The 24,854-nt window shown below is 44.5% G+C and carries 16 protein-coding genes and 2 pseudogenes; 11 read left to right on the top strand and 7 right to left on the bottom strand.

Going from position 1 to position 24,854, the window contains the following annotated elements; all coding sequences use genetic code 11:
* The first annotated feature begins 238 nt into the window (after positions 1-238).
* The 5 genes and pseudogenes from ggt (at position 239) to AC2T0J_RS02000 (ending at position 7,634) form a co-directional block, all read left to right on the top strand.
* On the top strand, positions 239-2,050 hold the full coding sequence (gene ggt, locus AC2T0J_RS02020; protein ID WP_489808536.1) for a gamma-glutamyltransferase: 1,812 nt from the start codon (positions 239-241) through the stop codon (positions 2,048-2,050).
* 59 nt (positions 2,051-2,109) lie between these two features.
* Positions 2,110-3,117 (top strand): annotated as a pseudogene (locus AC2T0J_RS02015) (IS630 family transposase).
* 113 nt (positions 3,118-3,230) lie between these two features.
* On the top strand, positions 3,231-4,361 hold the full coding sequence (locus AC2T0J_RS02010; protein WP_489808535.1) for a PDC sensor domain-containing protein: 1,131 nt from the start codon (positions 3,231-3,233) through the stop codon (positions 4,359-4,361).
* Positions 4,361-6,202, top strand: coding sequence for a sensor histidine kinase (locus AC2T0J_RS02005; protein WP_489808534.1), 1,842 nt, complete (start codon positions 4,361-4,363; stop codon positions 6,200-6,202). Before AC2T0J_RS02010 ends, AC2T0J_RS02005 begins: the two co-directional genes overlap by 1 nt.
* A gap of 37 nt (positions 6,203-6,239) precedes the next feature.
* On the top strand, positions 6,240-7,634 hold the full coding sequence (locus AC2T0J_RS02000; RefSeq protein WP_489808533.1) for a sigma-54-dependent transcriptional regulator: 1,395 nt from the start codon (positions 6,240-6,242) through the stop codon (positions 7,632-7,634).
* A gap of 114 nt (positions 7,635-7,748) precedes the next feature.
* Here AC2T0J_RS02000 and AC2T0J_RS01995 read toward each other — a convergent pair.
* Positions 7,749-7,902 (bottom strand): annotated as a pseudogene (locus AC2T0J_RS01995) (transposase); the annotation flags it as partial.
* 382 nt (positions 7,903-8,284) lie between these two features.
* On the opposite strand from AC2T0J_RS01995, the gene AC2T0J_RS01990 reads away from it, so the two are divergent.
* A complete protein-coding gene (locus AC2T0J_RS01990) occupies positions 8,285-8,443 on the top strand; it encodes a hypothetical protein (RefSeq protein WP_489808532.1) in 159 nt (52 codons plus the stop codon).
* Positions 8,444-8,565: 122 nt separating this feature from the next.
* On the opposite strand, the gene AC2T0J_RS01985 is transcribed toward AC2T0J_RS01990, so the two are convergent.
* A complete protein-coding gene (locus tag AC2T0J_RS01985; RefSeq protein ID WP_489810416.1) occupies positions 8,566-8,652 on the bottom strand; it encodes a hypothetical protein in 87 nt (28 codons plus the stop codon).
* A 293-nt stretch (positions 8,653-8,945) separates the two neighbouring features.
* Between AC2T0J_RS01985 and AC2T0J_RS01980 the strand changes: the two genes are divergently transcribed.
* From AC2T0J_RS01980 to AC2T0J_RS01970, 3 genes are all read left to right on the top strand, one after another.
* Positions 8,946-9,173: a helix-turn-helix domain-containing protein gene (locus AC2T0J_RS01980; protein WP_489808531.1), complete on the top strand. Its 228-nt coding sequence runs from the start codon at positions 8,946-8,948 to the stop codon at positions 9,171-9,173.
* Between the two features lie 371 nt (positions 9,174-9,544).
* On the top strand, positions 9,545-18,085 hold the full coding sequence (locus tag AC2T0J_RS01975; RefSeq protein WP_489808530.1) for a glycoside hydrolase family 94 protein: 8,541 nt from the start codon (positions 9,545-9,547) through the stop codon (positions 18,083-18,085).
* A 672-nt stretch (positions 18,086-18,757) separates the two neighbouring features.
* Positions 18,758-19,153 carry a PRC-barrel domain-containing protein gene (locus AC2T0J_RS01970; RefSeq protein WP_489808529.1) on the top strand — a complete coding sequence of 132 codons (396 nt, stop codon included), beginning with the start codon at positions 18,758-18,760 and terminating at the stop codon, positions 19,151-19,153.
* Positions 19,154-19,271: 118 nt separating this feature from the next.
* Here AC2T0J_RS01970 and AC2T0J_RS01965 read toward each other — a convergent pair whose 3' ends face one another.
* Positions 19,272-20,003: a Crp/Fnr family transcriptional regulator gene (locus tag AC2T0J_RS01965; RefSeq protein WP_489808528.1), complete on the bottom strand. Its 732-nt coding sequence runs from the start codon at positions 20,001-20,003 to the stop codon at positions 19,272-19,274.
* A 782-nt stretch (positions 20,004-20,785) separates the two neighbouring features.
* Between AC2T0J_RS01965 and AC2T0J_RS01960 the strand changes: the two genes are divergently transcribed.
* On the top strand, positions 20,786-21,196 hold the full coding sequence (locus tag AC2T0J_RS01960; RefSeq protein WP_489808527.1) for a DUF4398 domain-containing protein: 411 nt from the start codon (positions 20,786-20,788) through the stop codon (positions 21,194-21,196).
* Positions 21,193-22,065, top strand: a complete 873-nt coding sequence (locus tag AC2T0J_RS01955) for an OmpA family protein (protein WP_489808526.1) — start codon at positions 21,193-21,195, stop codon at positions 22,063-22,065. Before AC2T0J_RS01960 ends, AC2T0J_RS01955 begins: the two co-directional genes overlap by 4 nt.
* A gap of 340 nt (positions 22,066-22,405) precedes the next feature.
* On the opposite strand, the gene AC2T0J_RS01950 is transcribed toward AC2T0J_RS01955, so the two are convergent.
* From AC2T0J_RS01950 to AC2T0J_RS01935, 4 genes are read right to left on the bottom strand one after another with little or no spacing between them, the layout of a single operon-like run.
* Positions 22,406-22,972, bottom strand: a complete 567-nt coding sequence (locus AC2T0J_RS01950; protein ID WP_489808525.1) for a transglutaminase-like domain-containing protein — start codon at positions 22,970-22,972, stop codon at positions 22,406-22,408.
* Positions 22,973-23,004: 32 nt separating this feature from the next.
* On the bottom strand, positions 23,005-23,208 hold the full coding sequence (locus tag AC2T0J_RS01945; protein WP_489808524.1) for a transglutaminase N-terminal domain-containing protein: 204 nt from the start codon (positions 23,206-23,208) through the stop codon (positions 23,005-23,007).
* A gap of 32 nt (positions 23,209-23,240) precedes the next feature.
* Positions 23,241-24,629, bottom strand: a complete 1,389-nt coding sequence (gene nhaA / locus AC2T0J_RS01940; RefSeq protein WP_489808523.1) for a Na+/H+ antiporter NhaA — start codon at positions 24,627-24,629, stop codon at positions 23,241-23,243.
* The gene (locus AC2T0J_RS01935; protein ID WP_489808522.1) at positions 24,607-24,795 is read right to left on the bottom strand and encodes a hypothetical protein; all 189 of its coding nucleotides are present in this window, start codon (positions 24,793-24,795) and stop codon (positions 24,607-24,609) included. Before AC2T0J_RS01935 ends, nhaA begins: the two co-directional genes overlap by 23 nt.
* Positions 24,796-24,854 lie beyond the last annotated feature (59 nt).

Genomic DNA, 24,854 nt, shown 5'->3' with positions numbered 1-24,854 from the left:
TAACGAAAATGCATAAGAAGTTATTTACTCACCCCTATATATGAATAGGAATAAAGCCTCCTACCTTCATTATGACGAAAAACCAAAATTAAAACTTATTCTTTATAATCAGAATGTTAAAGCCTCTTTGGTTATTGGAGCATTCCTTGCATATGAGCATGAAACTAATTATTAACCGTTTAGAAATATTAAAAATAGATTGGCTTTGCTGATCATATTTTGAAAATACAGGTAATTTATGTTTCCACCAAAGCACGTAACAATTTGCGTCTCAATGTTGCTCAGCACTGCGGCTCTTTCGGCTCAATTAAGCCCTAGCCTTGTTCATCAAAACTCACAGCCGTACACAGCGACAAGTACACAAAACACACAAACAGGACGAGAAGTCCGAGAACCAGAAGCAGCAACAGGTACAATTGCTAAAAAGGCCATTCATGGCAAGAATTTCATGGTGGCCGCGGCTAATCCTTATGCCAGCAAAGCTGGTTTTGAAATTTTAAAAAAAGGCGGTAATGCCATTGATGCAGCCATTGCAGTGCAGATGGTACTAACCTTGGTTGAACCACAGTCATCAGGTATAGGTGGTGGTACTTTTCTGTTGTACTGGGACAACCAGCTTAAAAATATGACAACTTTTGATGGTAGAGAAACTGCACCAAACGCTGCAACCAGTGAGTTGTTTCTAGACACCAATGGTAACCCCATAGAGTGGATAGATGCCGTAGTAGGAGGCCGTTCCGTAGGTGTCCCAGGTGTTTTAGCGACATTAAAAAAAGCACATCAACAATATGGCAAATTACCTTGGGCATCATTATTTGAACAAGCTATAAATCTAGCAGAAAATGGATTTATTGTTTCACCGCGACTAGAAAAATTACTCGGAATGAATTTTAATCCCGGCATTCATTTATTACCTGAAATTAACCACTACTTTTTCCCTAATGGCAAAGCACTTAAAGCAGGTGATAAACTGGTCAATAAAAAGTTGGCCAATGTGTTTAGGAGTCTTGCAGAAGACGGAATAGACATTTTTTATAAGGGTTGGTTGGCAAAAAAAATTGTCAAGAAAGTCCAAAATTCCGACATCGCACCAGGAAAGTTAAGCCTGTCTGATATGGCTGCATATCAAGTAAGGCAGCGAGATCCTGTATGTGGTTTTTATCGACTCTATAAAATTTGTGGTATGGGCCCTCCTAGCTCTGGGGGCATTGCTGTTATCCAAATTCTCGGGCAATTACAACCTTATGATCTAGCAAAAGAACAACCCAACTCCTTGTTAGCTACCCATCTCATTACGCAAAGTGCTCGGTTAGCGTTTGCTGACAGAAACCGTTATGTGGCTGACGCAGATTTTGTTTCTGTACCGGTTCAGGGCTTACTTGCTAGCGACTACTTAACACAAAGAGCGAAACTGATAAACCCTGATAAAGATATGGGAAATGCAATCCCTGGGTTACCAGGCAGCATTGATTTAGCCGACGACAATGCGATTGAGCGCCCTTCCACTAGTCATATTTCTATCGTTGACGGACAAGGAAACTCAGTCTCTATGACCAGCAGCATTGAAAACGGTTTTGGTTCGGCATTAATGGTTGAGGGCTTTATTTTAAACAACCAATTAACAGATTTCTCTTTAGCACCAAAAAGTAACGGTAAATGGGTTGCGAATCGTTTAGAGGCTAACAAACGTCCACGTAGCTCAATGGCTCCAACTATGGTATTTGATAGAAACAATCGGTTAAAATTGGTACTAGGGTCACCTGGGGGGAGTCGAATCATTAACTATGTAGCGCAAACAATTATTGGCGTACTCGACTGGCAGTTAGATCCTCAACAAGCGATTGATTTACCGAAAATTACCAATCGAAATGGAATGACTACTTTGGAGCGTGGCACGACGGCAGTAAAATTAAAGGCAGGACTAGAGGACAAAGGTCATAAAGTACAAATCCAAGATCTGAACTCTGGTTTACATGCCATTGAGTTAACCAATCAAGAACTGATAGGCGGTGCCGATCCTAGAAGAGAAGGCCAAGTTTTAGCTCAATGATCATTTAGAAACAGATTGTTAGTGGTCAATTTTCCATCTTTTTGGGAGATTAATATACCTTGATTGACCGGCCTGAGCGACGCCGTTTAGAGAAAGTCGTTCAACATAGCAAGGACAAACGCTTTAGTCGTCGAGCGAATGCAGTGCTCTTGGTACACAAAGGGCAAACTCGAACCGATGTTGCCCAGTTGCTAAGCGTAGCTCGTTCATCAGTTAATCGCTGATGTAAGTGGTATGAAGGATCAGGTATTGATGGATTAAAAGATACTGAGCATGGCAGGCCAGCGTATCTGCCTGGTGATGTAATAGTTCAGATGCTGCTTCTATTGGTCACCAAAAGACCTTGGTTATCAACGCAGTCGTTGGAGTACCGGATTAGTGGCTAAAGTTATACATAAAACAACTGGAATCTGTGTACACAGCTCGACATTACGACGATGGATGCCGGGGCTCGGCATTGTTTGGCGAAGAGCTGCGCCGACTTTACGGATACGTGGTCCGCATAAGGAAGAGAAACTTGCAGCTATTAAAGCGGCGCTTCAGAAGAGTGATGCTAACAATCCGGTCTTTTATGAAGACGAAGTGGATATACACCTAAATCGGAAAATAGCTGCTGACTGGGGATTCAGAGGAAAACAGCGGCTAATTCCCACTCCAGGACAAAATGAAAAATACTATTTAGCAGGGGCATTGCGCGCCAGTAAGGGCAAAGTGCTTTATGTTGGGCGACACTCAAAATGCTCTGAGCCACTTATCTGGCTAATGGAACACTTGAGGATGCATACCGGAAAGCAAAAACAAATACGCTGATCGTGGATAACTATATCATCCACAAAAGCAAAAAGACGCAGGCATGGCTAAACAGAACCCCAAGTTTACATTGCTATTCCAGCCGGTTTATCGCCCATGGGTTAATAAGATTGAAAAGTTATGGCATGCCTTGCACGATACTGTAACGCGCAATCATAAGCGCACAGAAATTTGGGAATTGTTGCAAAGAGTACGGCGATTTATGGAAACCGCCTCACTATTACCCGGGTAACAGGCATGGATTGGCAAAGCTGTAGCACACTTAGGAACAGTTATTTAGGTACTGAATGTAACTATATCAAATGGTAAAACTATCACTTAACTGTTTTTAACAGTCAAAAAATCAGTAATTTTATAAAATGAGCTCACTTTGATTAACAATATATTATGTAGCCTACTGCTTATCCTTATTATTTCCTCAAGCTGGGTGGTATATACAAGCTTAGAACAAAACCATGATTTGGATAAGTTTTCAGATGACTATATTTGGCAACTCAAAACAAGTATTAAAGATTCAACTCATAATTTTTTATTACCCGCAAAAAACATTACTCAATTGGGTGCTTATCTATTTGAAAAAAATATTCTTTCCATAGACAAGCCTGAAACTCTTAGAGCATTTGTACAACCATTTATCGACAGTTATCCGCAATTTAATGGACACTTCGTAGGTACTGAACAAAAAGAATTTTGGTTCTGGCATAATACTTATGCAAAAAATTATGATTATCGTATCCAAACAATTAAAAGAAACAAGCAGACACTTTTCGAACAAAAAAACTTTTTAGACAAAGATGGACATTCAATAGAAAAATCTGCCAAAGCAATCGCTGCTTATGACCCTACCACTCGGCTTTGGTATAAAGGTGCGAAAAGCGTGGGGGGGTCATTCTGGAGTGATGTCTATTCCTTTGATTCAAACAAGGATCATTTAATACCGGGCGTCACAGCGTCTTTCCCAATATATGACAGAGAACAAAAATTAATTGGTGTTTGGGGAGTAGATATCGTACTAGAAGAATTATCAAATTTTTTATTTGATGCAGGCTTCCAACGAGAAACTGAGTTACTTATTTTTAACGAACAAAACAAGGTTATTGCATATTCTGGATTTAAAGAATTATCAATTAAAAAAGAATTAGTCACGCTTGAGAATTTAGAAAGCCCAACGATAAAAGAGGCTCTCGCTAGCTATGATAACCATGGATTCAATGAATTTTATTTTAGCGAAAGCGGTATTAGATATTTAGCTTCATATTCTCCATATTTGTTTGATGACGAACAAGAATGGCATTTGTTATTAGTAGTGCCGGAAAGTAAGATGGTGGAAGCTATGGGAATAAATTTAAGCTTGATTGCACTATTTGCGTTATTTGTACTACTGGTTTCTTCGATATTATTAATAGTTCTATTACGGCAACCACTTTTACTTTTAAGAAAAAGGATACCAGTAAATCAATCGTCTAAAAATATAAATAAAGACCAGAGTATTGATAGGTAATGATTAACGTTATTGATGAACACATTCCACATGATCCTGACAACACAGAGAGCCGAGTAACTTTATTCAAGTATTCTATGAATTCAATCTTTGCCATTGCTATATTTACATTCTTCGCAAATACACTTTGGCAATATAACTACGAACAGCAATTAAGTGATTTAGAACAAAGCGCGATCGGAAACCTTGCTTTATATGGAAATAAAGTAGAACACGAATTAGACCAATTTCAACAATCGTTATTGTCGCTACTTGCTAACCAACCAAGATTGCAACAGTTTTTACTTAAGCCAGATGCTGAAAACTCCATACAAACTCAAGAGTATTTAGAGAAACTCAAAACTGTTTTTTCAAATAGTACGGTATTTTTAGGTCACAAAAATGATTTTTTGTTTTCTAAAGAGGGCGCAGAAATTAATTCAGACTCTGTCATACTTAACAGTGCTATAAAAAGTATTAGCAGCAGAGCGTTCCAAAATAAAAAAACCAGTAGATTTGTATTTGACAAAGAAAAGAGGTTGGCCAAATATCTTTTGGCACAACCTGTTTATGAAAGCAATAAAAAAAAGCAAGAATCCACTAACAAAGAGCCATTAGTCATTGGTTATATAGGTTTACTCATTGATTTATCGGCACTGCAAAATGAATTAAGCAATTCATTGTTAAATAATCAACAGATAGTACTCATGAGTGATCAAAGGGGTATTATTATGCTTTCTAGTAATCAAGACTGGCAATATCAAACCTTTACTAACTTGCCTTATCTCGTAAAAAAGCAGATAGATGTTAATTTTAATGAGAAGAATTTATTCACACAATTGAGCGTTACCAATATTGACAACAACATCCTTACCACTATTCCAAGTAAAACCAGTACTGGCGAGCAAAAGTTTTTAGTGCACTCTATGTTACTAGATAATCATTCATTGCGAATACACCATCTTGCAAATATCACCTCGGTCATTGAGCGTAGTAATTTTATTGTCGCTTTTTTCAGTGTGTTTTTATTAATGTTTTTGTTACTTTTACTATTTTTTAAAGAAAAACGAAAAGCTTACTATGCTAAAAAGGAACATGAAAACGAGTTGTTCAGTCTTGAATCAGAATTTAAACAACAACAAAAGCTGGCATCTATTGGTATGGTAGCAACCAACATTGCGCACGAAATCAATCAACCTATTACCGCTATTAAAACTGAAGCTAAAGTAGGCAACAAATGGTTGAGCAAAAATAATACTCAAGAAGTAAGTGAAAGCTTCCAAGCAATCCTAAAATATACAGATTTTTTAAGTGCCATCACAATTCAACTAAAAGACTTTTCTCGTAAGCGTAATACTAATGGCTATAACGAAGCCAATATTAATAAAGCTCTGACTCAGAGCCTTGCCTTAAATAAGAATAGACTAATTGAAAACTACGTTGATTTGTTAATTGATGAATATGATAAAAACCTTTGTGTCCGTATAGAACCTCACCAATTGCAGCAAATATTCAACAATTTACTGCAAAATACCTGCGATGCCATGAGTTCAAGCCAATTCCGGAAAATCTATATTCAAATAAAAACTGATGGCCCGATGGTGAATATATTATTTTGCGATAATGGCCCTGGCATACCTCTTTCACTGCAAGACAATATTTTTGATCCCTTTGTCAGCTCTAAAGGAAATGCAAGTTCCATGGGGTTAGGCTTAGCCATTTGTCACGATATCATTTCTCGAGTTGGTGGCGGTATAGAGCTCATTGTTGACCAACCAATTAAAGATAATGGCGATCCACAATACATCTATACGGGTGCTTGCTTTAAAATCAGTTTAGTACGCATCGTCGACAAAGCATAACTCCCTCGAACTTTTTATTATTAGTTGTAAGGACAAAATGATGACTAAAATTCTAATTATTGAAGATGATAGTACTGTCGCTAGCAGTACAGAGCGTTGGTTAAGTATCGAAGGTTTTGAAGTTATCTTGTGTGATGACACTAGACAAGTTTTAGAGTTTTTAAGTGAGCATAGCATTGATGTTGTTTTGAGTGACGTCAGAATGCCGAATGTAAGTGGTTTGGAACTGCAATTAAAAATAAATGAACTATATCCTGCAATTCCAGTGATTCTAATGACTGGGCATGGAGACATAGCTATGGCTGTTCAGGCTATGGAACAAGGAGCATATTATTTTATAGAAAAACCTTTTGAGCCTGAACATTTAACTCAAATTATTAAGCGAGCGGCTGATAAACATGCGCTTGAAATCGAAAACCATCGTTTAAAACATCAACTCATTCACCTTACAGGTATTGAATCGAGATTGATTGGAAAGTCTAAAATAATAGATAATCTTCGTAAACAAGTTTTATCACTAGCAGGATTTGATGCTAGTGTTGTTATCAAGGGTGATACAGGCACAGGTAAAGAATTGGTAGCTAGTTGTTTGCATGAATATAGCAACCGTTGTGAAGAACCTTTTGTTGCCATAAACTGTGGTGCAATTGCAGAAAATCTATTGGAATCAGAGCTTTTTGGTCATGAAAAAGGTGCCTTCACTGGGGCAAATCAATTACGCATTGGAAAATTAGAATATGCTAGTAAAGGCACATTATTTCTAGATGAGATTGAGTCTATGCCTATGAATTTTCAAGTTAAGCTACTCAGGGCATTACAAGAAAATACTATTGAACGAGTCGGTTCAAATAAATCTATCACTATAAATCCTAGAATTATCTCAGCCACTAAAGTCGATTTAAAACAGCTGGCCGATCAAGGAGACTTTCGTTTAGACTTGTATTACCGACTGAAAGTTGCAGAATTGCATATTCCGACATTAAACGAACGCTTGAGTGATGTACCCATTCTATTTCAACATTTTCTTTTACAAGCTTGTCAAAAATTTAATATCGATCCACCCTCCATATCTATGGATGACATTGGATTATTAGCAACTAAAGAATGGCATGGTAACGTTCGGGAGATAAAAAATTTAGCACAACAATTTTCCATTGTTAACGCCACATCTTCTTTATCGATAGCAAGTTTGTTAGCAGAAAAAAGTCATACAAATTTAAATGTCACATTAACCGATATTGACGGCCAAGAAACTGAAAATAGCTTAAGTGCGCAAGTCGGAAAATTTGAAGAACACTTATTGCGCAATTCCATGAAGCAATGTAAAGGTAGCATAAAAGATGTAATGGATATGTTGCAAATAAGCCGCCGAAATTTAAATTTAAAAATGCAACGCTATAATATCGTTCGTAATGAATATTTAACCGAGTGATCTTCATCAACTTACCAATCATTTAATGGATTATCATTTATGAGCATTGAATGGTAACCGTTCAATAGGGCCCTGGTGAACGGTTACACTCAGTTGTACTAGGGTTGTCGGTTACACGGCCTCGATGACTTCAGGGAAGCCTTCAGGCCATCGCAACCGGCGGGGAAGATTCTGTATTGAGTTCGTTCAACACAGACAACCAGAACTTACCTCCTTCAGTTTGCGTCATCCATAAGCCCAGTAATTCCTTTTCATCATCGGTATTGATGCTTCCATCGCACAGGCTCCTGATAATCTAGTATCTGGACAGACTGATTTGGTGCTTGATAAGGCCACGCGATACACAAACTATAACGTAGCCGACGGGGTAATGAATTCTGAATCCTGGCAGTTTAGAGGCCGTGCCGATTATCTGCTAAGTACCAATTGGACACTGAGTGGAGAACTGGCAGCGTACAAAGCGGACCGGCTATGGCGTAACGTTGAGGATGTCTCTTACAACAGCAACACAGAATTAATGAACCGTAACACCACCCAAATTTCTCACGATCATCAATATTTGAGTGCCCGAGGCTGGGCAGCCTATGATGGTGAGCTGTCAGGACGGCGCTTGCGCGTAACCCTTGGGGGGGGAATTAAGCGATACATCGATGGATACATCGCGTCGCTTTGGCGTGACCAGTGCGGTAGACCGATTAAACCCGCAGCGGGGCTTTTTCCCCGACGTCGATGAAGTTAACTTTCCAGGGGCAGGTAGCCGAGTAGAGTGGGAAAGCGATTCCACCACTCAGGCATTGTTTTTTGAATAAAGTTCGTATAATAACATTTATAATTATCAGTTTTTTAAATTCATTATGTCAAGCTTTGCAGTTTCTTTGCAAAAAAAGCCTGTTGCGTTTTACAAGTTAATACCTCTACTGTTCCATGCTTATTAGAAATCATCATCATGATTTGGTGAGGTACAGGTCAGAGCCAGATCTCGAATGGTCGCTGTAATAATCCTGACATATACATGAATAATCGAGTCGCTTCCGAGAGTCTGAACTTCGCCATTTTGTAATACTTTCAGTTGCTTGTTTCACACGCTTAACGGAAGCTTGCTTACATCATCCGAAAATAGTGTGCCGCCGTTGATGATCATAACTTTCCCAGGCCTCTCTGGCAGCAGTGAATAAACCCTTTAGATGCTCGAAAAATTCAGGTTCGGCCAAGGACTTAAGCAATGCAGGTAAGGTATACCAGCGGCATACGTTTGCGTATTGACCGCTGATGAATCGTTCTTGCAACCAACTCCCCAGCAATTAATAAACGATGACGCAAAAACTTATTACCAATATGTTGGACGTGCGTCATGAAGGAGTAACGGATGCGGCAGAAAAACTACAGTCCGCGGGAGTAATTATTTATCACCGAAGGCATATTACTGTGATTGACCGACCTAGGCTAGAAGCCATGTGTTGTGAGTGTTATCAGGTATTGAAACAGGAAACTGACAGACTTAAAGCATTCGATGCTGATTCAGGTTTTCATCCGAATTAGTGTGAAGACTATACTTTTTTCGGTTGTCGCAGCACTGATAAACTATGCTTAGACATTTCTTTTATAGCGATTTATTCGTCCTTCCCGGTCGGCGATGATGTAATCGACAGCAGACTGTATATACACTTTTATACGTTTATAGAGTTCGAACTACCCGTGTGTGGGCAAACGTACAGACACCCCCAACTCTGCTCACTATGCTTATCCTGATGATTTTACCGTGCTTGTTGCGATATGACGCGCTTGTGTTTAATGGTGCACCAACACGTATTTTGATCTGGGAATTCAAACTCTTCTTCGGGAGGTACGGCGTCTGTATCTGATCATCCTCGGCTTCCTGGTCTCTTTTTGTTTGCTTAGAGGATAAAACTATGCCATTTGGTTTCGCAGTTGGGAGTACCAAACCTGTGTCTGTCTGGGATAGTGCTCAACCTATTCGGGAGGAATTATTCGGTATAGAGCGACTGGAACAGCATGCCCAAAGTCTGGCGTTAGAACAGAAAATAGCATTACGCCCTAAAAAAGTTCTTCCACTGACCAATAGGCTTTACGCGAATGCTGAGGCGTTAGCTGGCGCTTATTATGAGAATGCATCCGCCTTAAAGGAAGGACATAAAATAGCACCCGCGGCCGAATGGTTACTGGATAACTATCACGTTGTCGATGCACAGGTATGGAACGTGCGCAAAAATCTGCCCAAACACTTTTATAATCAGCTACCTAAATTATCCAACGGTCCCTTTAGCGGTTATCCGCGTGTATTCGGTATTGCGTGGGCGTATGTTGCGCATACCGATAGTCATTTTGATATTGAGACGTTCTGTCGTTTCATGTTGGGGTACCAACGGGTTGAGCCTCTCACTATCGGTGAGCTGTGGGCAGTGTCTATCACCATTAGAATTGTGCTTATTGAAAATCTTCGTCGATTGTCAGACCAACTGGCCGTGGGACACACAGAACGTATCAATGCTGACGCGCTGGCAGACTGTATTTTAAGAACCCCCGTGGATGGTGCAGGGCAATCTGCGGAGCCGGTAGCGTATCCCAGTGATAGCATAACGAGTGTTTTTGCCGCGCAACTGATGAAACGACTGCGAGGTCAGGATCCTGTTGTCACACCTGCTTTAACATGGCTTGAGCGAGAGTTGGTCAAACAAAAGATGTCATTTAATGATGTGGTGCAGCAAGCCTCATTGCAGCACAGCATCGCAAATGTAAGTATGCAAAATGTTATCAATAGTTTGCGCCTTATCGCTGACATAGACTGGAATATCCAATTTGAACGCATCAGCTGTGTAGAGGAAACGCTTCGTGAACATGCTGGCTACGCGCAAATGGACTTTGCCACCCGCAATCTTTATCGCAGTAACATAGAGAAGCTTGCACTGGGCACATCATTCAGCGAACTGGAGGTAACGCGGCATGTGCTGACTATTGCGCGCGAGTCAGCGAAAAACGAAACTGATGAAACAGAAGCAAGTAGGTTAGGCGATCCGGGGTATCACCTGTTTGGGCAAGGTCGGAAAAATTTTGAAAAGAGCATCGCATTTGTCCCTCCAGTGTCGTTGCGATTATTCCGGCTATATACGGCGTTAGGGCTGACGGGATATTTAACCTCAATTGCGTTTGTTACTTCGATTTTTATGCTGATCGCCATCAGCAATTTATCTTCGATAAATCCACTGGCGGCATGGGTGATTAGCTTATTGCTACTTATCCCCATTAGTGAGCTGGCAATGCTTTTAATCAACCGGATCATCACATCGAGACTTGGTGCCAGAGTGCTACCTGCAATGGCATTGGACCAAGGAGTTACTGCTCAATTTCGCACGGTAGTCGTAATACCCTCAATTGTTGCCGATACCCAGGAGTTAGCACGCTTAGTTAATCAGCTTGAAGTGCACCATCTTACTTATATCGATGATGAGTTGACCTATATATTGCTGGTCGATGGTGCAGATGCACCCACCGAGACTCACAAAGATGATCCGCAGATGCTTTTTGAGGTAAGCAACAAAATTGCGGCGCTCAATCATAAATACGGGAGTAACAGCACCGGACAACGCTTTCAGGTCCTGTATCGCCGTCGTCTATTTAATTCCTGCGAGTCTACGTGGATGGCTTGGGAGCGTAAGCGTGGCAAGTTACATGAATTAAACCAGTTATTGCGCGGAGCAACTGATACTACGTTTATTGCAATCAACGGCACTAAACTGCAGGTGCCTGAAAAGGTGCGCTTCGTAATCACTTTGGATGCTGATACACAATTGCCCCGCGATGCCGTGTTAAAACTCATTGGTAAAATGGCTCACCCATTGAACCGGCCCCGCATCGATATGGACAGTCATCGGGTGGTCGCCGGACACGGGATTTTACAACCCAAGGTAACGCCTACCATGCCTGTCGATGGCGAAGGGTCATGGTATCAGCAAATCTTTTCCAGTCCCGGCGGGATTGAAGCCTATATTACAGCACGATCAGATGTTTATCAGGATTTGTTTGGTGAGGGATCATATACCGGAAAGGGTATTTACGACATTGATGCCTTTGAAGCTACGCTGGCCTCTCGGGTGCCAGATAATACGCTGTTAAGCCATGATTTGTTTGAAGGCGTGTTTGCCCGGGCCGCGCTGGTTTCAGATATAGAACTTATTGAAGCATTCCCGAGCCGGTATGATGCCGATGTAAAGCGTCAGCATCGATGGGCGCGGGGGGATTGGCAGCTTCTTCCTTGGCTAACCGGCCAGCATAAAAAGATGAATAGCAAAATATCAGCATTAGGACAATGGAAAATGCTGGATAATTTGCGTCGCTCACTGCTCGCTCCTTTGTTGCTACTGTTACTTTTCAGTACCTGGTTGGTCCCCCTCGCTGCCGGGATCACTGTGTTAAGCGTCGTGTTACTGACCATAGCGATGCCATTTCTCATGCCGCTGTTTTCATTGTTAACTTCTTACCGACAAAGCCAGGGCAAGCTCACAACCCATTTTAAAATATGGCTGGCTGATGCACTCTTAGCCGGCGAGCATATCGTACTTTCGCTGGCATTCTTACCGGATAAAAGCTGGTGGACGGGCGATGCGATATTTCGAACATTGGTACGACTAATCGTTACACATAAAAATATGTTGCAGTGGCTGTCAGCCGCGCAGCAGGAAAGAAGCCCTCGTTTAACCTTAGCTCAGAGCTATAAAAGCATGGCTTATGGCACAACTTTGTCCGTAGCCATGTGCTTGCTAATCGTCTTAATTTTACCATCGGTCTGGCCGCTGGTATTGCCTTTTGCCTGTCTGTGGGCGTGTGCACCGGCTATCGCGTTGTCTGTTAGCCGGCCCCGTGCGAGTGTGTTTTTACCTGCCACGGATAGTTGTAGAACGGAACTAAGAACCGTTGCGCGCAGCACCTGGCGATTCTTCGAGCAGTTTGTTACGCCCGCGGATAATATGCTGCCGCCGGACAATTTTCAGGAAGATCCTAAGCCAAAGGTTGCCCATCGCACCTCGCCAACAAATATAGGCCTCTATTTGCTGTCAGTAGGGTGTGCCAGGGATTTCGGCTGGATCGGGTTGAATGCGTCGCTGGTGCGACTGGAAGCTACCTTCGATACGCTGGATAAGCTACCGAAATTCAAAGGTCATTTTTTTAATTGGTACAGCACAAAAACAATGGAGTCGCTGCTACCAGAGTATGTTTCTTCTGTTGACAGCGGCAACCTGGCAGGCCACTTAATTGCACTGGCCAATACTTGTCAGGAGTGGCATACCTTGCCTTCAGAGCATCAGTTGCTTGCGGGATTGGAGGATAATCTCAGCCTGCTTCAGGAACAGCTAATTCTGCACAGAGACTGTTTTCAAGGCGTGTCAATCCCGGTACAAAATCTTCTGAGTGACCTGCTGAAAACTCTGAAGGCGTCGAGTGCCTATAAGGTCATTGATCCACGACCGCTAAGCATCTTGGTAGATAAAATTAGCACGCTGATAAATTCTGTTGGTAATGAGCAAGCCCAGGATGCCCGCTTTTGGATCAGTGCTTGTAGCCGACGGCTACTGGAGTTTAATCAGGACAAGCATCAGGCGCTGTACGAACAGGCCGACCTGTCACTAAGAATTGATATGATGTGTGAACGTGCCAGAACGATGGCATTGAAGATGAACTTTGCCGTGCTACTTGACCCGCAAAGAATGCTGCTTTCCATTGGTTTTTCTATAGAACAGAATAGCCGGGATGTTGGTTGTTATGACTTACTCGGTTCTGAAGCGCGGCTGGCCAGCCTGTTTGCTATTGCCAAAGGCGATGTGCCTTCCAAGCACTGGTTCCGGTTAGGACGAAGCGCTACGCCCGTTGGATTTGGCGCTGTGTTGCTCTCATGGTCTGGCTCAATGTTTGAGTATCTGATGCCATCACTGGTGATGCGCGCACCCTTTGGCAGTCTGCTCGAGCAGACTAATCGTCTGGTGGTTCGCCGTCAGCAAGAATATGGCAGGCAGTTATCCATTCCCTGGGGAATTTCTGAATCAGCTTTTTTTGCGCGGGATGCTGAATTTACCTATCAATATTCTAATTTTGGGGTACCCGGACTGGGGCTTAAACGCGGACTTGCCGAAGATCGGGTCATTGCTCCATATGCCAGTGGTCTGGCGACGATGATTCAACCAAAGGCAGCCTGCACGAATTATCAAAAGATTGCTGAACTCGGCGGGCGCGGCAGGTTTGGATTTTATGAGGCGCTGGATTTTACGGCCTCACGACTGCCTGCCAACACGGTAACCAGCATAGTACGTAACTTTATGGCACACCATCAGGGAATGACCATTGTTGCAATTAATAACGCATTGCACGCGGGCATAATGCGCAACCGATTCCACCGCGAACCTATGATCGAGGCGTGTAACTCATTGCTTCAGGAAAGGCTTCCCCGCAACGTTGCGTTAAGTCATCCGGCCATGGAAATTAATGCCTCAAATAAAGCCACCGATAAACACGCGAATATGGAACGAACCTTAAACCCCATGACACCAGGGGCGCCGCAAACACATCTATTATCGAATGGACGATATGCTGTCATGCTAACTGCCGCCGGTGCCGGATACAGTCACTGGAAAGACATGGCAATCACCCGCTGGCAGGCTGACAGTACCCGAGACGATGATGGCTTCTTTATATTCATCCGGGATATTGCTACTGACAACTTATGGTCGACGTCATTTCAGCCCACGCGTTGTGCCGATCATTGTCATAATGGTCGCTTCGCTGAAGATTATGTGCAATTTTCACATCGAGAAGGAGCGCTGACCAGTACCATGGATGTCGTGGTTTCCGGTGAAGATGACGGCGAAGTACGGCGCATTTCTCTGTATAACAACGGCTTTAAATCAAAAAAAATAGAGCTGACCTCTTATGCGGAACTTGTCTTAGGCAGTGCAGCCAGCGATAAGTCTCACCCCGCATTTTCAAAGCTGTTTGTACAAACCTCGTTGTACGAAGAGTATGGTGCGTTGATCGCCAAACGACGGCAAAGAACACCAGATGACCCTGAGATCTGGGCAGCGCACTTCGTGGTGGTTGAAGGTCAGCAGTTTGCTGCACAACAATATGATACGAGTCGTCAGACTTTTATCGGCCGTGGCAACAGTGTTCATCATGCAGCAGCTATGACAATGAGCGGGCATTCTGGCAGCACACCGCTCAGCCAGACACTGGGGTCGGTCATTGATCCCATTTTCTCCTTACGCACACACATCACGGTGCCTGCCGGCGGCAGCGCTCGGGTTTCGTTTTGGATAATGGTGGCCTCATCCCATCAGGCGCTTATTGAGTTGATCGACAGACATTATGAGCCCAATGGCTACACCAGAGCCAAAACATTGTCCTGGACACAGGCCCAGATTCAGTTGAGACATTTGAATATCGAGTCACGACAAGCGGCGTTTTTTCAGCAGATGACCGCGCCTTTGCTTTATTCCGATAAGCGCTATCGCAACGTCACGCAGAGCATTGATTCAGACTCGCGAAACCAATCGTTGCTTTGGAAAGAGGGGATCTCCGGGGACCTCCCCATCGTGCTAATTCTTATCGACGACGTACTTGATATGGCTCAGGTGGAGTTGCTTCTCAGTGCACATGAGTACTGGATAATGAAACGGCTGGCTGTTGATCTGGTAATAATAAATGAACACCCGTCATCTTATTATCAGGATTTACAGGCGGCCATTGAATCAGCTCTTCGGCGCAAGCAGGCGCGCCCTCGTGTAACAGACAAGCTTGCTGAAGCAGTACCTCGTGGCAGTGTGTATGTATTGCGTGCCGAACTACTTCATTCCGGCGTATATTCTTTGCTGAAACGTGTTGCCAGGTTGTCGTTTTCAGCGAGTCAGGGAAGTATTGAGCGACAGGTAAACCGGTTGATTGACGATAGCGACCTACAGTCAGGTATTCGCTGCAGTAAGTCTAGCGAGCCTGTGATTGGTAGTGACACGAGCAGCGTTGACACAAAAAAATTGCAATTTTTTAATGGAACCGGGGGGTTTACCGAACAAGGAGAGGAGTATGTCATGGTCTTATCCGCGGGTAAGAATACACCGGCGCCCTGGATTAATGTGCTGGCCAATGAGCGGTTTGGCTGTTTACTGGCAGAAGATGGCTGTGGTTATACCTGGTCGCAAAATAGTCGGGACAATCAGTTAACGCCGTGGCTTAACGACCCTACGAGAAACCCATGCGGCGAGGCGATCTATATTAAAGATGAAGACACAAAGGCATTGATGGCAGCTGCCTGTAATCCAATACGGGATAACGGTACCTATACGGCCAGACATGGCTGGGGCTACAGTGAATTTTCCCATCAGGCGAATGACATCACCATGACCACCACGCATCTGGTAGTGACAGACGACCCGGTAAAGATGATCCGAGTGTCACTGACTAACCATTCAGCTTACTCACGTACGCTCTCAGTGACCAGTTATATGGAATGGGTGCTAGGTAACAACCGGGCTGCCAACGCGCCTTATCTTACTACTGCTTTTAATAAGGGACTGGGTGCAATGATTATTCAGAATCCCTGGTCAAATGAATTTCCCGGAGCCGCTGCCTTTGTCATGATGCAGACACCGATAACCGGCTGGACCGCCGACAGGACTGAGTTTATTGGACGACACGGAACGCTGCGCAGCCCGTTGGCCCTTATCTCAAACACACCACTATCAGGTTCTGCAGGTACCGGCTTTGATCCCTGCTCGGTATTACAACAAACAGTAAAATTAGAAGGCTATGCTAAACAACATCTTGTAATCGTAATGGGCGAAGGAACCAACTTTGATGAAACTCGCCAGCTCATTCTTCGCTATCAGCACAGGGTATTTAGTAAGGAGCTCGTTGCGGTAAAAAATAAGTGGGCTTGTCTACTTGGCAATGTAAAGGTCGATACGCCCGATAAAGCCATGAATATTATGCTCAACGGCTGGCTATCGTATCAAACCATTGCCAGCCGGATTTTTGCCCGCTGTGGCCTCTATCAGGCAAGCGGTGCTTATGGTTTTCGCGATCAGTTACAGGATGGTATGGCGATTACGCAGTGCCGTCCGGCCCTGACCCGGGCACATCTGTTGCGTGCTGCCGGACGTCAGTTCAAAGAAGGGGATGTGCAACATTGGTGGCTTCCGCATTCCGGTAAGGGAGTGCGAACACATATATCAGATGACCGGGTATGGCTGGCAATAGCGACCGCGAACTATGTTCATACTACGGGAGACTTCAGGATCCTGGGAGAACAAGTTGCTTATATTGAAGGACCCTTGCTGCCACTCTCACAGCATGATGCATTTTTTGTTGCTACTACTTCAGACTGCAGCGCCAGCTTGTATGAGCATTGTGTACTGGCGCTGCAGAGTAGTCTGGAGAGCCTGGGGGAAAATGGACTGCCACTCATGGGGACCGGAGACTGGAACGATGGCATGAACGCAGTTGGAAAGGAGGGTAAAGGGGAAAGTGTTTGGTTGGGCTGGTTACTTTGTTTTGCGCTGGATGAGTTTAACGATATTGGGCAGAGGCAAAATACTCTTATTGACCAGCAACGTTGTGTAGTGTGGCAACAGCAGTTAGCCGACTTGCGTTTGTCGCTAGAAAAAGCATGGGACGGCAAGTGGTATAAGCGGGCGATATTCGATAGTGGCCAGTGGCTTGGTTCTTCAGAAAATGATGCCTGTCGCATCGATTCAATCTGTCAATCGTGGGCCGTGCTGGCGGACGGCCCCAAAGACAAAGCGGTGTGTGCAATGGCTTCAGTGGAAAAGTTGTTGCATCGGCCAAAAGAGAGAATGGCACTGCTGTTTACGCCCCCGTTTGACCATACCGCCCTTGAACCTGGCTATATCAAAGGCTATCCGCCAGGATTTAGGGAAAATGGCGGCCAATACAGCCATGCCGCGATGTGGAGCATTTTTGCGTTGGCCAAACTCAAACGTAATGAATCAGCCCATGCGTTGTTTGACATGCTCAATCCGATAACTCATGCAAACTCGAAGGAAACGTGTCAGCGCTACAAAGTTGAGCCCTATGTCGTCGCGGCGGACGTTTATTCTGAAACTCCCCATGTTGGACGGGGAGGCTGGACATGGTACACCGGCGCTGCTGGCTGGATGTTCAGAGCTGGTGTAGAAGCGATTTTAGGTATTCGGGTAAGGGGCGAACAGCTTGTTCTACAGCCATGCATTCCGGCATCCTGGCCAGGCTTCGCCGCAACCTTGAAGACGGGCAAGTCGCAATACACCATATCAGTCAAGCGAAGCTGTGTTGAAATAAGCCCATTGGATAGCAGCGGTAACGGAAATCATCATATAAAGGAAGGAAGTGAGCTTTGTATTCGCATACAGGCCGGTCATCACAAGTTGCGAATCATGATGCACAGTACATAGGGTGAAGCGATTTTATCGTGCTTTAATTACCACGCGATTCTGTTGTAGTCGCTGACCACCAAGGAAAGTTGACGGTTATCTTTAACCGTGTTCTTTGATTGTTTTGAATTCCAAAGCTCAATTGACAGTTGATGTCATCGTGAAAGTGGTTGAGCGGAAATATCCTGGCCAGCACTGTACAAGATTTTACCTAATGGGAGCACAATTAATCTAAACTTTGGCTCTGCCACCCCTCGTTCAATGTTCGCTGGAAACTGGTTATGTTCATCGCTAATCAACCGTCATTACGGCAAGCCTGCTTCAGAGTGTAGATAACGATAAGACTAGTGCCATTAATGGCGGGTGTATGTTCGCTATCAAACATAAGCAGGCTCGCATTTTTGCATGATGCCGGGAAATGCATGTATTCAATTCACAAAAGAGGTTTTAAATGAACCGAATGAGATTTGCGCGCGGGCCAGGTTATTGCGGCAGTAAAATAACATAACCACGAATAAATGCGGGCTATGAGGTCTAGCGAACAGATTCCCAGCGCCGGTGCAAATATGATTCTGCTATGTCGTCATGTTTGAAACATGGCGCGTTGAGTAACGAAAAGGTAAATCAACACAGCAATAACCATCGGAGCACATCCGCTTTCGCTGGCCGGCATTACATACACTGGAGAAATTTATGACACTACCTGCAACTGGAATAAAAGCCGCAAGCACTGTTGATAAAGGAGCTTCTGACATTCAGTCAGCAAACCTCCTGATAAGCAGCGAGGTACACAACAAAGAAGACAAAAAGCTGGGCACGATAAAAGATCTGATGATAGATACTGCAAACGGCAATACTGTTTACGCGGTACTCTCGTTTGGCGGATTCTGGGGAATGGGTGAAAGCCTGTCGGCAATACCGTGGCGCGCAATTACCTTTGATAATGCTAAAAAGCGCTTTTTACTTGATATAGAAATCGAGCGACTCAAAGCTGCGCCCTCGTTTGACAAGGATAGTTGGCCTAATATGAATGACAACCATTGGGCCAGTAAAGTTGATAGGTATTTTACTAAAGGAGCGACACACTAAGCGACGATGCGTGTTGTTTAATCCGACAGAATCAGCAAACGTTTAAATCCGGGCCGGACGCAATACCAGTTAGTGAGCTACAAACCTCGCCGCTGCTGATAACGCCCAGTAATGGCGACTATTTCGTCTCGTCGTGAGTGTCAGTGTTAAGCGTATTCTTCTGAGGGGGGAGCGCAGCGACATAGCACTGACAAGACGCAAGCGTGAGTCCGGTTCTCGACAACACGGTAATGTGCCCGCGGTTATAACTTATCAATCCGCCTCGTCGGAACGCCCCAGCTGCGATAGTTACCGCGCTTCGGCGGACACCAAGCATCTTTGCCAGATTCTGATGGGTTAAATAAAACTGATCGGAGTGAGCCCGGTCCTGAGTCATTAATAACCAGCGGGCCAGTCGCTGTTTTACATCATGCGAAGAATTGCAGGCACCGGTTTGTAAAATTTGTCGTATTAAGACGTATAGGTAACGGTGTATCAAACGTCGTAATGGTAAGTTGCTATTCAGCCGACGCTGGAATAAGTCTGCATCGATCCGCAACGCCGCCCCTGCCCCATGCACAACTGACTGCATCGGGACATTCACTTTACCCAGAGCTAACGTAGCACCCAGCATACCTTCATTGCCGATTAAGCCCATTTGGACAGAGCGCTCGCTCGACACTTCAACTAACAAAGAAAAAATACTGGTTAGTGGGAAATATACGTACCTTATCGGTTGATCAGTAGTGCTAAGTACCTCGCCGAATACAAGTTCCACCGGTGTTGAATGACGCAGCAGCCATTGACGTTGCGACTCTGATAAGCAATTTAACAGGTAGTTAGTGCCCGGCGAGAGGTAAGCTGCAGCCACGATCGTCTCCCGTAATTGATAAAGTTAATGAAAAAACTCGAACATGGTATCGTTTCAAGCCAATACCTTAATAGCATGAGAAACAAGCGCACCTTCCCTAGCATTCAAACCGTGGTAGTTGTTTTACGGTGGGCAATACGTCAAAACAGACGATAAGCTTCCTAACATAAAAAACTCCAGACGCGAGGCCTGGAGTAAAGGTTCTGTCTATTTTTTCTGGTTCTGGCGATCATCTTGCTGGGCCTGTTTTTTTTTGCGGCGCGTGTTCTGGAGCAAGTTTTTTCTTGTCGTCAGGTTTAGTGCCTTTGGTCGGATTTAGCATAGTTACCTCCTTTTCCTCACCACCGGCCTGATTGCAGATAGTGGAGATAACACCATAGCTATTTATTTTTCTTGCTTCCGTACGCTGGCACACGTAAACCATAAGAAAGAACCAGAGTTGCCTGCGGTTCGGACAATCTCAACTATCTATCGTATACGTGTGACGCCGCACAGATGAACGCAACGGTTGTGTTTAAACTAACCACCCTAATAGCAAAACCACGGAAGAGTCCCACGATGAAAACGATAGTCATCTTCCCCCCCCTGCGCTATTGGTTCTGGGGTTTTGTTATCACATAGATTAAGCGGTTGATTTATCTGTTGCAGGTATTTGCTATTGCGGTAGCCGAGTGGAGTGCATTTAGTGACGATCTGTTTGGCGAAAGCGATTTGATTTAGGCTAGCTATTATATACACATCTGCGAGCTGCACACATAGCGTTAAGAAGCGAGGAATTTGAAATGAAATCTCAGAATAAGTTTAACTCACGCTCGATATTACGAGTATGGATGATTATCACATCGGTGAGTGTGGTGGTGCCATTAAGTGGTTGTGCGAATAGCCAGCCTATACCGAACAAGTCCCTATGGGCAGCTGAGCAAGCTGTTGCAAATGCCGAGCGCGCTCGCGTTAGCCAATACGCCGCCGCTGAGTTAACGCAGGCTCGGGAGATGCTTATTCACGCTAAAGAAGCTGTCGAACAAGACAAAATGGAAGATGCTCGGCAATTAGCAGACCAGTCAGAGGTAACGGCGCAACTTGCAATATCCAGAGCTGAGCTGAATAAAGCCGAAATTATTAACGCAGAAATGAAAAAAAGTATGACTCAGTTAGAACAGGAAATGCAGTTCAACCAAAGAGAAAAACTATGAATAATATCAATAAACGAATATACCTGGTATGCCTTATTGCGTCTGCTACCATGGTAGGTTGTACTACTACTGAACCTCGGTACGCAGGTGCTGACCCTGTAAGAGAACGTCTCAATCAATTAGAAAATAACCAAACACTGGCATACCAATCACCAATAGCGATGGAAGATGCACGAGCAGCAGTATCCGAGGCTGAAAAGCGTCAGAAAAATCCTAGTGTTTCACAACATCTGTTATTTATGGCGCAGCGTAAAGTTGATATTGCCGAATCAGAATCAAAACGCCGCTATTTGGAAGGACAGCGCGCTATTCTGACGTCACAGCGTGACGCAATGCAATTAGAGGCGCGAACAAGTGAAACACGTCGAGCACAGATGTCAGCCAGGCAGGCCACCGAACAAACGCAAAAAGCCCAATTAGAGAGAAATAAAGCCGAGCAGGAAGTTGTTAACGCAAAAAGCGAATTAGCGGAAATGCAAACGCAACTCAACGAAATGGATGCACGGAATGACGAAAGAGGTACCGTAGTCACATTGGGCGATGTGTTGTTCGACTTCAACAAAGCCGAGATTAATACCGGCGCCATTTCACATCTGACGAAGCTTGCGTCCTTTCTCAACAGCAATATTCACCGCAGCATTATCATCGAAGGACATACCGATAATATTGGTGCAGACGATGTCAATATGCATCTGTCATTACAACGCGCCGAGGCGGTCAAAAACTACCTGCAAAGTCAGGGAGTCGCAGGAGATCGAATTCAGGTGATCGGGCGAGGAGGGGAATTTCCAGTGACCGACAATACCACTGTGAGCAAACGTCAGCAAAACAGACGGGTAGAAGTTATTATTGATGCTCCCGTTGGCTAGAGAGTCTGTTTAACTATGTGTTACTATTGCAGCAGATGGCCTTTTTGTCAGAACAATCAAAAAGCTGCGTTCAAGGTGACGGTCATCGTTGCAGCAATAGTGCGTTCAGCTCAGTCGTCTTGCCATTACCAAGCGCGCCGAGCTATTTGTGATTTGAACGACGGGTTCAACCCTGATTTAGCGGACACAACGACTCACGCAATGATAATTATTGGGTGTATCTGTAATTCTCATAAGATGTCTACAAGACCCGGTTCACTTCACTTTACCGCACGCCAGTCAGCAGGTGAGAATTAGCTGATGGCTGATATCCAAACATTGACCTTCATCAACGAACCTGTCAAACCGTAAAGTCACCTGAAATGGGAGGTACCAGCTCGGGACGCCTGGCGACAGAAACTGCGACGTGCTCAGCACCAACCAACATCCCCAGTGTTGGATCAAAACCTTTCCATCCAGCTCCGGGAATAAACACTTCCGCCCATGCATGGGTAGAACCAGCTTGGCTGGTAGAGGGAGCGGTATAAACATAGCCACTGATAAATCTGGCAGCAAAACCCAATCGCCTGACAACCGCGATAAATAGACTGGCCAAATCCCGGCACGATCCTGTTCCACACGCCAGTGTTTTTTGCGGACTCTGCACGCCTTCTTCTTCGCGTAGCTGGTAACCAATGGATTGAAAAACACGTTGGTTTAATTGCAGAAGCAGACTAAAGGTTTGGGTAGCTTCACCCGGTTTCCATACTGCATGAATCCACTTATCCAGTATGTGGTTATCGGCATGAACCTGGTCTTCCAGGTAAGGATACAGCGAAACGCTATCATCACCCGCATAATCAAAGGGGTAATCCACGGCAGAGTCTGCAATCAAAAAATCGTGTGGCGACAGGTCGTACTTTTGCACGAGGGTTTCACTTTTAATGAACAGATCGCTCGTTAGCTCACTGAACGTATGGCCACGGAGTTTCCTTCTACGTCCCTATGCCATCTCAGGCTGGCACTAGGAACTATCTTCAACTGCGATGATTCGATACGCTGATCGTGCCCTTTTCGAGGCCTTAGTCGCAGCGTATGTGGCTGCAGTTGAACCTGAACAGAAAATTCATAAATAGTCTGATGTACTATCTTGTAGCGTTTCATACTATACCTGCCATTTCAGTGGTTAAATTGAATTAGTTTGCCCCTACCTGACCAGGAACATTGTCTCGTTCAGGGTTTTCGCCTCGAGTTGCAAGTCCCAACACAATTAAACCGAATAGTGCAGAAATTACCGATGCAGATAGTATTCCTAATTTGGCGGCATTAATGTGCTCTACACTGTAGGCAAGGTTGGCAATAAATATGGCCATTGTAAAACCAATACCAGCCAGAAAGCCGCCACCTGCAATCATAAGCCAGGGCAAGTCTGCTGGTATTACCGCCAATTTTAAGCGCACAGCAAGCCAGCTAAACAAACATACCCCAATGGGTTTGCCCAGCACAAAACCAATGAAAACCGCCATACTAATTGGCTCTGGAAATTCAGCCATGGTCAGCGGGATACCAGCATTGGCGAATGCAAATAGTGGCATGACCACAAAACCGACCCACGGATGCAAGATCAGCTCTAATCGCTCAACCGGCGAGAGCACTTCACGAGCCGCCGCTTCTGCAGTTTTTAGTACTTTGCGGTCAATACTATTCCCGGACCAATGCTCACCAGGTGGGTAAGCCACCACAGCATCCATAATACTGTGCAAGCGATTATCACTGATCCATTTATCGGTAGGAGTCATCAATCCCAAGATCACACCGGTTACTGTGGGGTGTATACCTGAAGCATCAACCAGCAGCCAGATAGCACCACCAGCAATGAAAAACAAAGCAATGCTGCGAATTCCGATCAGTGACATGGCTTTAATCATTGCAAAGCCTGGCAACGCAGCCACAATATAAAAAAGGTCAAGTTGCATACCGTAACCCAGCGCCACGACAATGATGGCTCCCAGGTCATCTACAATCGCCAGCGATAACATAAAAACACGCAAGCTTTTTGGAATGCGTCGGCCAAGCAACGCCAAACAACCAATAACAAAAGCAGTATCCGTTGCCATAACCGTTCCCCAGCCATGCTGGCCCACTTCACCAAATTGGAAGAGTAAGTAGATCCCTGCAGGAATAATCATCCCCCCTAATGCTGCAGAAACAGATAATATGGCCAGGCGTGGTTTACGCAGTTCTCCTAGCACTAACTCGCGTTTTAATTCCAGGGCTATCAGGAAGAAAAACAGGGTCATAACGGCATCATTTATCCAGGCATGCAAAGACCGTTCAAATTCAACATTACCCAAACTGATACCGATTGAGGTACTCCACAACGACGCAAAGTCTGAACTTAATGGAGAATTGGCCAGATAAAGTGCTAATAGCGTAAAAAACAACAGCACCAGTCCGGCAGCGGCTTCAATTTTAAAAAAACGACCAAGTGGATGACTCAACCAGTCGATGGGCGATTGAGGTAATTGCGCCGCATGTCCTCTGTTATCATCAACAAGCCGATTAGTCAGTTTTCTTATCCTCATCAGGATCTGGCTCCTGCTTCATTTTCGACTTGCTTTGCGTATACTTCCTCGCAAAGTTAATCGCATCCTGTAGCCCACGGTATTGATAACGCTTAAAGCGATAGGTCATTTCAGCTTCACTGGTTATTCCAAAAGTTTCCATCATCAGTGTGTCTTCTTCAGTCATTCTGTCACTACTCGAAATGTAAACTGCGATCTTCGAATCGTTGAAAACTATCATCAACG

Source organism: Alteromonas sp. ISO5 (assembly GCF_058105165.1).
The sequence above is the reverse complement of the archived record's forward strand: the minus strand, read 5'-3'. Positions and strand labels throughout refer to the sequence as shown.